General features: G+C 70.9%; 12 protein-coding genes. 9 read left to right on the top strand and 3 right to left on the bottom strand.

What is annotated here, in order from left to right:
* Positions 1-865: 865 nt before the first annotated feature.
* Entirely contained in the window at positions 866-1,819 is a 954-nt protein-coding gene (locus AB0J66_RS49610) for a COX15/CtaA family protein (protein ID WP_364676524.1), read from the bottom strand.
* Positions 1,820-1,927: 108 nt separating this feature from the next.
* Here AB0J66_RS49610 and AB0J66_RS49605 point away from each other — a divergent pair, with 108 nt between their 5' ends.
* The 9 genes from AB0J66_RS49605 to AB0J66_RS49565 are packed head-to-tail and all read left to right on the top strand — an operon-like array spanning position 1,928 to position 9,147.
* Positions 1,928-2,662, top strand: a complete 735-nt coding sequence (locus AB0J66_RS49605; RefSeq protein WP_364676521.1) for an ArsR family transcriptional regulator — start codon at positions 1,928-1,930, stop codon at positions 2,660-2,662.
* Entirely contained in the window at positions 2,659-4,080 is a 1,422-nt protein-coding gene (gene sufB / locus AB0J66_RS49600) for a Fe-S cluster assembly protein SufB (RefSeq protein ID WP_364676518.1), read from the top strand. The genes AB0J66_RS49605 and sufB overlap by 4 nt, the downstream gene beginning before the upstream one ends.
* Positions 4,081-4,109: 29 nt before the next feature.
* The gene (gene sufD / locus AB0J66_RS49595; protein WP_364676516.1) at positions 4,110-5,237 is read left to right on the top strand and encodes a Fe-S cluster assembly protein SufD; all 1,128 of its coding nucleotides are present in this window, start codon (positions 4,110-4,112) and stop codon (positions 5,235-5,237) included.
* An 8-nt stretch (positions 5,238-5,245) separates the two neighbouring features.
* The gene (locus tag AB0J66_RS49590) at positions 5,246-5,566 is read left to right on the top strand and encodes a non-heme iron oxygenase ferredoxin subunit (protein ID WP_364676526.1); all 321 of its coding nucleotides are present in this window, start codon (positions 5,246-5,248) and stop codon (positions 5,564-5,566) included.
* Complete coding sequence (sufC, locus tag AB0J66_RS49585; RefSeq protein WP_364676513.1) at positions 5,563-6,324, top strand: Fe-S cluster assembly ATPase SufC; 762 nt, start codon at positions 5,563-5,565, stop codon at positions 6,322-6,324. The genes AB0J66_RS49590 and sufC overlap by 4 nt, the downstream gene beginning before the upstream one ends.
* A 22-nt stretch (positions 6,325-6,346) precedes the next feature.
* Positions 6,347-7,576 carry a cysteine desulfurase gene (locus AB0J66_RS49580; RefSeq protein WP_364676510.1) on the top strand — a complete coding sequence of 410 codons (1,230 nt, stop codon included), beginning with the start codon at positions 6,347-6,349 and terminating at the stop codon, positions 7,574-7,576.
* Positions 7,573-8,028, top strand: coding sequence for a Fe-S cluster assembly sulfur transfer protein SufU (sufU, locus tag AB0J66_RS49575; RefSeq protein WP_364676507.1), 456 nt, complete (start codon positions 7,573-7,575; stop codon positions 8,026-8,028). Before AB0J66_RS49580 ends, sufU begins: the two co-directional genes overlap by 4 nt.
* Positions 8,025-8,363 carry a metal-sulfur cluster assembly factor gene (locus tag AB0J66_RS49570; protein ID WP_364676504.1) on the top strand — a complete coding sequence of 113 codons (339 nt, stop codon included), beginning with the start codon at positions 8,025-8,027 and terminating at the stop codon, positions 8,361-8,363. The genes sufU and AB0J66_RS49570 overlap by 4 nt, the downstream gene beginning before the upstream one ends.
* Positions 8,364-8,397: 34 nt before the next feature.
* Positions 8,398-9,147 carry a maleylpyruvate isomerase family mycothiol-dependent enzyme gene (locus tag AB0J66_RS49565; protein WP_364676502.1) on the top strand — a complete coding sequence of 250 codons (750 nt, stop codon included), beginning with the start codon at positions 8,398-8,400 and terminating at the stop codon, positions 9,145-9,147.
* A 93-nt stretch (positions 9,148-9,240) separates the two neighbouring features.
* Here AB0J66_RS49565 and AB0J66_RS49560 read toward each other — a convergent pair whose 3' ends face one another.
* Together AB0J66_RS49560 and AB0J66_RS49555 are read right to left on the bottom strand one after the other, a co-directional pair.
* Positions 9,241-10,170: a CPBP family intramembrane glutamic endopeptidase gene (locus AB0J66_RS49560; RefSeq protein ID WP_364676499.1), complete on the bottom strand. Its 930-nt coding sequence runs from the start codon at positions 10,168-10,170 to the stop codon at positions 9,241-9,243.
* 54 nt (positions 10,171-10,224) lie between these two features.
* Positions 10,225-10,920 (bottom strand): histidine phosphatase family protein, encoded by a 696-nt coding sequence (locus AB0J66_RS49555; RefSeq protein WP_364676496.1) that lies wholly within the window; start codon positions 10,918-10,920, stop codon positions 10,225-10,227.
* Positions 10,921-11,158: the final 238 nt, after the last annotated feature.

Raw genomic sequence — 11,158 nt, 5'->3', positions numbered from 1 at the left:
TGCGCGCCCCGCGCCTGCGCGCCCCGCGCCTGCGCGCCCCGCGCCTGCGCGCCCCGCGCCTGCCCGCCCCGCGCCTGCGCGGCCCCGGCGCGGTGTGCGCCGGGTGGGCGCGCGCCGGTTTAGGGCGCGGTTTGTCGGCGGCCGCCCCGGGAGAAGGCGACCGCCTCAGCTCTCGACAGCGGATCCTGCCTGGCTCACCACCCCCTTCCCGGGTGCGGGCCGCCGGGCGGGCCCAGCGCGGGCCGGCTCGGGGGAGCGCCGACCGCGCTGATGGATCGCCCAGCGGGCGTGCTTGCGGCCGTCACCGGATCAATCCCGGTCGGCGAACGGCCGCGGCGCGCGGGTCGCTCCAGGAGTGGCGTGCGGACGGTGCTGCTGTGAACTGTGGAGCTGCTGGGGCTCGTGTGTGGCATGCCGGAAAGCCTGCCGGAGCACGGCGATCAACGACGGCATGAATTCGCCGCCTGTGGACGACACGCGGTTGTCCACAGGGCAGGTTTCCGGCGGCGCAGGTCAGAGCGTTTCGTGTGTCTCGCGCAAAGCCGATGACGATGCCCGGGTGAAACAACGCCACCCTCGGGAAGAGGCGCGGCGTTGCAGAGGGGTGGCGGCCTCGGGCCGGGCGTGGCGTTGCGGGGCGGAGGGGTGGCGGCTCCGGGCCGGGCGTGGCGTTGCGGGGCGGAGGGGTGGCGGCTCCGGGCCGGGCGTGGCGTTGCGGGGCGGAGGGGTGGCGGCCTCGGGCCAGGCGTGGCGTTGCGGAGCGGAGGGGTGACAGCCCCCGGGCCAGGCGTGGCGTTGCGGAGCGGGGAGTGGCGGCCCTGGGGTCAAGGGCGGTGTCGGCGGCGGCGCTGGGGAGGTGGTGCGGTCAGCGCTGGGCCGCGACCGGCTCCTCGGCTGGGGTGGCGTCGGTCGAGGTCGAGGTGGGGGCCGGGGACGTGGGGGCCGGCTCCAGGGCCGGCCGCTCGCGCAGCGACCACCAGACCGACAGCGTGCCGGTCCAGACCAGGCCCGCGCCGAGCATGTGGGCGCCGACCAGGATCACCGGCAGGTGGGTGAAGTACTGGACGAAACCGATGATGCCCTGGCCGAGCACGATGGCCAGCAGCGTCAGGGCGGCCCGGTGGGCCGCTCGGGGCGCCTTCACCGCGCGCAGGGCGAAGACCATGGCGACGGTCAGGCCGATGAACAGGAAGACCACGTCGGCGTGGGCCTGGGAGACCGTGGCCGGGTCGAGCCCGTTGCGCTTGGCGTCCTCGTCGCCCGCGTGCGGGCCGCTGCCGGTCACCACGACGCCCATCGCGATCACGGCCACGCTGACCGCGGTCAGGACCGTCGCCAGCTGCCGGATCGGGCGGGGGACCAGGTCGACCGGGCGGCCGTCACCCTCGTACGTCCTCTTCCAGAGGAAGTAGGCCAGCGCGATCAGCGCGATCGAGAGCAGGAAGTGCAGGCCGACCACCCACGGGTTGAGGTCGGTGAGCACGGTGATGCCGCCGACCACGCCCTGGCCGGGGATGCCGGCCAGGACCGCGATGCTCAGCCACAGCGTGGAGCGGCGGCGCGGCTTCTCCAGGAGGGCGGCCACCACGCAGGCGATCGCGAGGGCGGCGAGGACGAACGTGAGCATCCGGTTGCCGAACTCGATGACGCCGTGGACCCCCATCTCGGCGGTCGTCGTGTACGACGCGTCGGTGCACCGGGGCCAGGTCGGGCAGCCGAGGCCGGAGCCGGTGAGACGGACCGCCGCGCCGGTGACGATCAGCGCGATGTTGGCGATCAGGGACGCCAGGGCCAGCGGGCGCAGCGGAAGGAACCTCACCTCTCGCATCGTACCGACGTCCAAACCTCGGCCTTCCCGGGAGGCGGTGGGACATATCACCGGGGGGTCGGTTTGCAGGCTCGTGACGAAATACGTAACGTTGCCGTAGTGAAATACGAGGTGCTGAACCGGAGCGGGGCACTGGCGTCGGCCAGCGCGTCGGACGGCCGCACCCGTGACCGGGTCGCCCAGCTGCTGCTGGAGCGGGGTTCGGCCACCGCGGCCGAGCTGGGCGCCGAGCTCGGGCTGAGCCCGGCCGCCATCCGCAAGCACCTCGACGCGATGCTCGCCGACCGCCTGGTCGAGACCCGTGAGGTCCGCGCCAACCGGCCGCGCGGGCGGGGCCGCCCGGCCAAGGCGTTCGCGCTCACCGCGGCCGCCCGCGAGGGCCTCAACCCGCATTTCTACGACGGTATAGCGACGGCCGCGCTGCGCTGGATCGCCGATCATCACGGCACCGAGGCGGTCTCCGCCTTCGCCGCGACCCAGGTCGTCGCGCTCGAGCAGCGCTGCAAGGCCGCCTTGCAGGAGGCCGGCGACGACCCGATCGCCCGGGCGGAGGCGCTCGCCGAAGCGCTCACCGCGGAGGGCTACGCTGCCAACGCGACCACGATCGCGTCCGGCGGCCAGCTGTGCCAGCACTCCTGCCCGGTGGCCCACGTGGCTGCCGAGTTCCCTCAGCTGTGCGACGCCGAGACCGAGGTCATCTCGCGCCTCATCGGCACCCACGTGCAGCGCCTCGCCACCATCGCGCACGGCGACGGGGTGTGCACCACGCACATCCCGGCACCCGCACGCGCTACACGTGTAACCGACGCAACCACGGTTAGGACAGATACATGACCGACCAGATCGCTACTCAGGAAGAGCACCTCGCCGCCCTCGGCAAGTACGAGTACGGCTGGGCCGACTCGGACATCGCCGGCGCCGCGGCGCAGCGTGGCCTGTCCGAGGCCGTGGTGCGCGACATCTCCGCCAAGAAGAACGAGCCCGAGTGGATGCTCAACCTCCGGCTCAAGGGCCTGCGCCTGTTCGACCGCAAGCCCATGCCGAACTGGGGCGCGGACCTCACCGGGATCGACTTCCAGAACATCAAGTACTTCGTGCGCTCGACCGAGAAGCAGGCCGCGAGCTGGGAAGAGCTGCCCGAGGACATCAAGGCCACGTACGACAAGCTCGGCATCCCGGAGGCGGAGAAGCAGCGCCTCGTGGCCGGTGTCGCCGCGCAGTACGAGTCCGAGGTCGTCTACCACGCGATCCGTGAGGACCTCGAGGAGCAGGGCGTCCTGTTCCTCGACACCGACACCGCGCTCAAGGAGCACCCGGAGCTCTTCCAGGAGTACTTCGGCACCGTCATCCCGGTCGGCGACAACAAGTTCGCCGCGCTGAACACGTCGGTGTGGTCGGGTGGCTCCTTCATCTACGTGCCGAAGGGCGTGCACGTCGACATCCCGCTGCAGGCCTACTTCCGGATCAACACCGAGAACATGGGCCAGTTCGAGCGGACGCTGATCATCGCCGACGAGGGCTCGTACGTGCACTACGTCGAGGGCTGCACGGCGCCGATCTACTCGTCCGACTCGCTGCACTCCGCGGTCGTCGAGATCGTCGTCAAGAAGAACGCCCGGGTGCGGTACACGACCATCCAGAACTGGTCGAACAACGTCTACAACCTGGTCACCAAGCGCGCCACCTGCGAAGAGGGCGCGACCATGGAGTGGGTCGACGGCAACATCGGCTCCAAGGTGACGATGAAGTACCCGGCCGTCTACATGACCGGCGCCCACGCCAAGGGCGAGGTCCTGTCGATCGCCATGGCCGGCGAGGGCCAGCACCAGGACTCGGGCGCCAAGATGGTGCACGCGGCGCCGCACACCTCCTCGACGATCATCTCGAAGTCGATCGCGCGGGGCGGCGGCCGTACCTCGTACCGCGGCCTGGTCCAGGTCCTCGAGGGTTCCTCGAGCTCCAAGAGCACGGTCAAGTGCGACGCACTCCTGGTCGACACCGTCTCCCGCTCGGACACCTACCCTTACGTCGACATCCGCGAGGACGACGTGGCGATGGGGCACGAGGCGACCGTCTCCAAGGTCTCCGAGGACCAGCTCTTCTACCTGATGAGCCGTGGTCTGACCGAGGACGAGGCGATGGCGATGATCGTGCGCGGCTTCATCGAGCCGATCGCCAAGGAGCTCCCGATGGAGTACGCGCTGGAGCTGAACCGCCTGATCGAGCTGCAGATGGAGGGCGCGGTCGGCTGACCGCCCAACCCCACGAGGAAATGGAAAAGATGACCACCGAGGCCCTCGCCCCGCCGAGCACCAAGTCGCAGGTGCTGCGTTCCTTCGACGTCAACGACTTCCCGGCCGTCACCGGCCTGGAGGAGGACTGGCGTTTCACCCCGATCAAGCGTCTTGGCGACCTGATCAAGGCGACGTCGCTGACCGGCGTGGCGCCCGCGGTCGAGCACGGCGATCTGCCGGTCGGCGTCTCCGTGCGCGAGGTGCCGACGGCGGACGCCATCCTGACCCCGTTCGACCGGGTCAGCGCCCTCGCTTACGGCTCGGCGGCGCACGTCACGCAGATCGACGTCGCCACCGAGACCGAGCTCGCCGACCCGGTCCACCTGCGGATCGCCGGCAAGGGCGGGGACGCGGCGGCGGCCCGTACGGTCGTGAAGGTCGGCGCTTTCTCCAAGCTGACCCTGATCCTGGAGCAGACCGGGTCGGTCACCCTGGCCGACAACATCGAGGTCGTGATCGGCGACAGCGCGCAGCTGACCTTCGTCACGCTGGCCGAGTGGGACGCCGGCGCGGTGCAGGCCCAGCACGTGAAGTTCCGGGTCGGCAAGGACGCCCGGGTCCAGCACGTGCAGGTCGCCCTCGGTGGCGCCCTGGTCCGGCAGTTCACCAGCGTGGAGTACGCGGGGCGGGGTGGCGACGCCGAGCTCTGGGGCCTCTACTTCGCCGACGCCGGTCAGCACTTCGAGCACCGGCAGCTCGTCGACCACGCGGTGCCGGACTGCCGTAGCTACGTCGGTTACCGCGGCGCGCTGCAGGGCGCCTCGGCGCACACCGTCTGGGTCGGCGACGTGCTGATCCGGGCGGCGGCCACCGGCACCGACACGTACGAGATCAACCGGAACCTGATCCTCACGGACGGGGCGCGGGCCGACTCCGTACCGAACCTCGAGATCGAGACCGGTGAGATCGTCGGCGCCGGGCACGCCAGCGCGACCGGCCGCTTCGACGAGGAGCAGCTGTTCTACCTGATGGCCCGCGGCATCCCGGAGAACGAGGCGCGCAAGCTCGTGGTCCGCGGCTTCTTCGCCGAGCTGATCAACAAGATCCCCTCCGAGGGGCTGCGCGAGCGCCTGGGTGACGTGATCGAGGCGCGGCTGGCCGAGGCCGGCGCGTGAGTTTCGAAATGGTCGGCTCGGCCGCCGACGTCGCGAAGGGCGAGGTGATCTCGGTCGAGGTGGCCGACGTCGAGATCGCGATCGTGCACGCCGACGACGACAACTTCTATGCCGTACGCGACGAGTGCAGCCACGCCTCGGTGGCCCTCTCCGAGGGTGAGGTCGACGGGTGCACCCTCGAGTGCTGGCTGCACGGCTCGCGCTTCGACCTGCGCACCGGCGAGCCGAGCGGCCCGCCCGCCTTCGAACCGGTGGCGACCTTCCCCGTCGAGATCCGTGACGGCGACATCTATGTATCGACTATCCCGAGCAATGGAGTAAACCCGTGAGCACCCTGGAGATCCGCGACCTGCAGGTGTCGGTCAAGCTGCCCGAGGGCGAGCTGAAGCCGATTCTGGCCGGGGTCGACCTCACCGTGAAGTCGGGCGAGACCCACGCCATCATGGGTCCGAACGGCTCGGGCAAGTCGACGCTGGCCTACTCCATCGCGGGCCACCCCAAGTACGAGATCACCGGCGGCACGGTGACCCTCGACGGTGACAACGTGCTGGACATGACCGTCGACGAGCGCGCCCGGGCCGGCCTGTTCCTGGCCATGCAGTACCCGGTCGAGGTCCCCGGCGTCTCGGTGGCCAACTTCCTGCGTACGGCCAAGACCGCGATCGACGGCGAGGCGCCGAAGCTGCGCACCTGGGCCGGCGAGCTGCGTGGGGCCATGGAGAAGCTGCAGATGGACCCGGCGTTCGCCCAGCGCAACGTCAACGAGGGCTTCTCCGGCGGTGAGAAGAAGCGGCACGAGATCATGCAGCTCGAGCTGCTCAAGCCGAAGATGGCGATCCTCGACGAGACCGACTCCGGCCTCGACATCGACGCGCTGCGCATCGTCAGCGAGGGCGTCAACCGGGTCCGCGAGACCGGCGAGACCGGCCTGCTGCTGATCACCCACTACACCCGCATCCTGCGCTACATCAAGCCGGACTTCGTGCACGTCTTCGTGGCCGGCAAGATCGTCCAGGAGGGCGGCCCCGAGCTGGCCGAGCAGCTGGAAGCCGAGGGCTACGAGCGCTACGTCGGCACCCGCGTCTGAGCCTTGCTTTAGGAGAAGAACGATGACGTTCGACGTGGCCCGGGTCCGAGCCGATTTCCCGATCCTGTCCCGTGAGGTCAACGGCCATCCGCTGGTTTATCTGGACAGCGCCAACACCTCGCAGAAACCACGGCAGGTGCTCGAGGTCATGCGCGAGCACAACGAGCGGCACAACGGCAACGTCTCCCGCTCCGTGCACACGCTCGGCACCGAGGCCACGTCGGCGTACGAGGACGCCCGCGGCAAGATCGCGGCGTTCGTCGGCGCGACCAACCCCGACGAGATCGTCTTCACCAAGAACTCGACCGAGGCGATCAACCTGGTCGCGCACTCGCTCGGGCAGCACCTGGGTCTCAAAGCGGGCGACGAGGTGGTGATCTCCGAGATGGAGCACCACTCGAACATCGTCCCGTGGCAGCTGCTGTGCGAGCGCACCGGCGCCACGCTGCGCTGGTTCGGCGTGACCGACGACGGCCGGCTCGACGAGTCGGAACTGGAGTCGCTGGTCAACGAGCGTACGAAGATCGTCTCGCTCGTGCACATGTCGAACACGCTGGGCACGATCAACGACCTCGCGCGGATCGTCGAGCGGGCCCGTGAGGTCGGCGCTCTGGTCATGCTCGACGCCTCGCAGTCGGTGCCGCACCTGCCGGTCGACGTGCGGACGCTCGGCGCCGACTTCATCGCCTTCACCGGCCACAAGATGCTCGGCCCGACCGGCATCGGCGTGCTCTGGGGGCGGTACGACCTGCTGGCGGCGATGCCGCCGTTCCTGGCCGGCGGCTCGATGATCGAGACGGTCACGATGGCCCGGACCACGTACGCTCCGCCGCCCGCGCGCTTCGAGGCCGGCACCCCGCCGATCGCCGAGGCCATCGGGCTCGGCGCCGCGGTCGACTACCTGAACGCGCTCGGCATGGACGCCGTCCACCGCCACGAGCAGGAGATCACCGCGTACGCCCTGAAGGTGCTGGCCGACGTGCCATTCGTGCGCCTCTTCGGCCCGGCCACCCCGGAAGGCCGCGGGGGCACGCTCTCCTTCGACGTCGAGGGTGTCCACCCGCACGACGTCGGCCAGGTGCTCGACGCGCTGGGTGTCGAGGTTCGCGTGGGGCATCATTGCGCCAAGCCGGTGTGCGCCCGCTTCGGCGTGCCGGCCATGACCCGGGCGTCGTTCTACCTCTACACGACCACGGACGAGATCGACGCGCTCGCCCGCGGCCTCGACCAGGTGCGGAAGGTGTTCGCATGATGCTGGACGGGCTCTACCAGGAGATCATCCTCGATCACTACAAGCACCCGCACGGTCGTGGGCTGCGCGACCCCTTCGACGGGGAGGCGCATCACGTCAATCCGACCTGCGGGGACGAGATCACCGTACGAGTTCTATCCGACTTCTCGGATATCTCCTATGACGGTCTCGGTTGTTCGATCAGCCAGGCCTCCGCGTCGGTGCTGCACGAGTTGTTGCAGGGTCGCGATTCTCGCGACATCGCGGGAATTCACGAGGCGTTCGTGGAGCTGATGCAGGGGCGCGGCCAGGTCGAGCCCGACGAGGACGTGCTGGGGGACGCGGTGGCCTTCGCCGGAGTGGCGAAGTTCCCGGCCCGGGTCAAGTGTGCGCTGCTGCCGTGGATGGCGTTCAAGGACGCCGCGGCACGCGCCGGTGTGGATGTGGGCGCTGCCCCGGAGGTGAAGGCATGACTGACGTAGCCAAGGCGTCTATCGCCGATATCGAAGAAGCCATGAAGGACGTCGTCGACCCCGAGCTCGGGATCAACGTCGTCGACCTCGGCCTGGTCTACGGCACGCACGTGGACGACGAGAACGTGGCCACGCTGGACATGACGCTGACGTCGGCGGCCTGCCCGCTGACCGACGTGATCGAGGACCAGACCCGGACGGCGCTGATGGCCGGCCCCGGTGGCGGCCTGGTCTCGGACTTCCGGATCAACTGGGTGTGGCTGCCGCCGTGGGGCCCGGACAAGATCACCGACGACGGGCGCGAGCAGCTGCGGGCTCTCGGCTTCAACGTCTGAAAAACTGTCGCACCCGGCTGGTAGAAAGCCGGGTATGACTTCTTCCTACGCCGAGCTGCTGTCCCTCATCGACGACCGGTCGGCGGCGTTGCGCGATGCGCTCGCCGCCGCCCCCTCGCGTGAGGCCCGGGTGCCGGGCTGTCCCGATTGGGCGCTGACCGACCTGGTCGCGCATCTCGGCGCGGTGCACCGGTTCTGGGCCGGCGCAGTGAGCATGGCCGACCCCTCCCGGCCGCCGGGCGACGACGACGTCACCGACCAGCTGCCGCACGGCGATCTGGGGGAGTGGTCGGCCGAGTCGACCGAGCTGCTGCTCTCGGCCCTGCGCGGGGCGCAGGCCGACACTCCGGTGTGGGCGTGGTGGGCCGCCTCGGGCACGCCGCTGACGGCCGGGGCCGTGGCCCGCCACCAGGTGCAGGAGGCGGCGGTGCACGCCTTCGACGCGCAGGAGACCATCGGCAAGGCCGAGCCGCTGCCGGCCGCGATCGCGGTCGACGGGGTGGCCGAGTTCCTCTCGGTCGGGCTCGCCTCGACGGGGGAGTGGCCCCACCGGCCGGCGCGCATCGCGTTCGCGGCGACCGAGGGACCGGTCCGCGTCGTCGATCTTTCACCGGCGGGGGTACGCCTCGACCCGCCGGCGGCCGGGGAGCCGGTGGCAACCGTGCACGGTACGGCCAGCGACCTCGTTCTGGCCCTCTACAAGCGCATCTCGTTCGACGATCTGCGCGTCGACGGCGATCGGGCCGTGCTGGACGAGCTGCGGGGCTTCATCGACAACGACTGAGCCGGTCCGCCGCCCGGCTGCCGGTCGCCGCCCGGCTGCCGGTCGCCGTGCGGTGCTGGTCGCCGTGCGGTGCTGGTCGCCGTGCGGGGTCGGTCAGCCGTGCGGGGCTGATCGCCGAAGCGTGGGGAGCGTCGCGGCTGGGGGTGGGGGTCCCGGAACGACCGGGATGGTCACGCGGTGTGCTGTGGGCGCGCCGGCCGGTCCTTGTCCCGCTCCCGCCGTTTCGTCCTTTGGCGCGTGGTTTCCTATCGCCGTCGCGGTCTGAGCCGGGTCGGGCTGTGCCGCGGTGGGTTGGACCGGGTCGCCTTGGGCCGCGCCGTCGGATGGCGGGACCAGCAGAAGGGCGATCACGTCGATGGTGACGTGGATGATCATTGCGGGCAGGAGGCTGCCCGACAGTGCCGTGACACCCGTGAAGATCAGGCCGAGCATGGCGGCGCCGTAGACGCCCTGGGCGCCCTGGTAGAGGTGCATCCCGGCGAAGAGCGCGATGCTGATCAGGGCGGCCACCACGATCGGCAGGTCGAAGAGCACGACCCCGGCCGCGATCAGGAGGCCGCGGTGGACGACCTCCTCGGTGACGCCGGCGGTCACCGCGACGGCCAGGGCGAGACGGCGTTCGCGGGGCGTGCGCGGATACATCGGGGCGGAACGGTCCCGCGCCGGCGTGCTTCCACCCGCCAGCACGTGCTCGCGGGTCTGTCGGCCGCTGCGCACGAAGACGGCCAGGACGAAGGCTGTGAGCCCCCACGCTATGACCACGACCCCCGGCAGCACCCGGCCGGCGACGCCGCCGCCCGAGAGGGTCAGGCCGAGGTCGGTGAGCGTCAGGTCGTCGCTCTCCACCACCGGGAGCAGCGCGAAGACGGCCAGCAGCCAGCCGCCCAGCACGAAGCGGCGGTAGAACCAGATCCGGCCCTTGGCCTCGATCTGGCGCATGGCCCGGCCCGGGCGCAGCGTATTGATGACCACGTCGGCCAGCAGCGCGAGAACCAGGACCGCGACGAGCGAGTGGGCCAGCACGGTCGAAGATCATGACGGTCCGGCGAGGGCGTGACAACCACCGTTCGGCTGGTCTCAGCCCTGCGGCAGATGGTCCACCGAGTTGTAGTAGGCCAGCTCCAGCCGGCCGTCGACCTCGGCAAAGCGGGAGAGCGACGCGTTGCGCACGTTCCCCGCGGCCCGCTCGGCGGCGACCACCTGATCCCAGTCGAGCTTCTCGACGACGGCCCGCATCATCAGCACGACCGCGTCGTGGGCGACCACGATGACGCGCTCGCCGGCGTGGTCGCGGTTGAGGTCGTCGAGGAAGGCGCCGAGCCGCACCTCGATGTCGGCGAACGACTCGCCGTTCGGCGGCGTGTAGCGGTACTCGCCGGCGTCGGCCCGGCGCTGCGCCTCGTCCGGGTAGCGCTGGGCGACGGCGGCACGGGTCGTCATCTCGAGATCGCCCATCAGCCGGTCGACCAGCCGGTCATCGGTGCTCGGCGCGGGCAGCTCGACCCCGGCCGCCTCCGCCGCCAGCCGCCACGTTTCCCTCGCCCGCAGGTACGGCGACGTGATGACCACCTGGGGACGATCGGTCTCGGGCAGTTGGCCCAGCCACTGCCCGAGGGCGGCGGCCTGCTGCCGGCCCAGCTCGGTCAGCGGGACCTCGGCGTCACGGCCGCTGATCTCCGCCTCCAGCAGCCCCTCGGCGTCGGCGGCGGGGAAAGCGACGTTGGCCAGGCTCTGCCCGTGCCGGACAAGAACGAGTTCGGCAACCACACCCATGATCCAAACCCTATCCGGCCCCGCCGCTTCCCGCGAGCAGCGCGCCCCCTGACGGCGGGGGTGGCGGGGCGTCAGAGCGGTGGGTGGGCGGGGGCATCGAAGCGGCCCGGTGGGGCGGGGACAGCAAGCGGCGCGGCGGGGCGTCAGAGCGGCGCGGCGCGGCGGGGTCGGAGCGGGGCGGCGGGGTCAGAGCGGCGCGGCGCGGCGGGGTCGGAGCGGGGCGGCGGGGTCAGAGCGG

The organism is Actinoplanes sp. NPDC049598 (genome assembly GCF_040675435.1).
In the GTDB taxonomy this organism is placed as follows: Bacteria; Actinomycetota; Actinomycetes; order Mycobacteriales; family Micromonosporaceae; genus Actinoplanes.
Note: the sequence above shows the minus strand (reverse complement) of the source record. Positions and strands in the feature narration are given on the sequence as shown.

What these genes read in the sequence shown, in the direction of transcription:
- AB0J66_RS49590 (WP_364676526.1), top strand. Translation starts at nt 5,246, where the DNA reads ATGGTCGGCTCGGCCGCCGACGTCGCGAAGGGCGAGGTGATCTCGGTC.
- AB0J66_RS49555 (WP_364676496.1), bottom strand. Translation starts at nt 10,920, where the DNA reads ATGGGTGTGGTTGCCGAACTCGTTCTTGTCCGGCACGGGCAGAGCCTG.
- AB0J66_RS49565 (WP_364676502.1), top strand. Translation starts at nt 8,398, where the DNA reads ATGACTTCTTCCTACGCCGAGCTGCTGTCCCTCATCGACGACCGGTCG.
- AB0J66_RS49570 (WP_364676504.1), top strand. Translation starts at nt 8,025, where the DNA reads ATGACTGACGTAGCCAAGGCGTCTATCGCCGATATCGAAGAAGCCATG.
- sufU (WP_364676507.1), top strand. Translation starts at nt 7,573, where the DNA reads ATGATGCTGGACGGGCTCTACCAGGAGATCATCCTCGATCACTACAAG.
- sufB (WP_364676518.1), top strand. Translation starts at nt 2,659, where the DNA reads ATGACCGACCAGATCGCTACTCAGGAAGAGCACCTCGCCGCCCTCGGC.
- sufD (WP_364676516.1), top strand. Translation starts at nt 4,110, where the DNA reads ATGACCACCGAGGCCCTCGCCCCGCCGAGCACCAAGTCGCAGGTGCTG.
- AB0J66_RS49580 (WP_364676510.1), top strand. Translation starts at nt 6,347, where the DNA reads ATGACGTTCGACGTGGCCCGGGTCCGAGCCGATTTCCCGATCCTGTCC.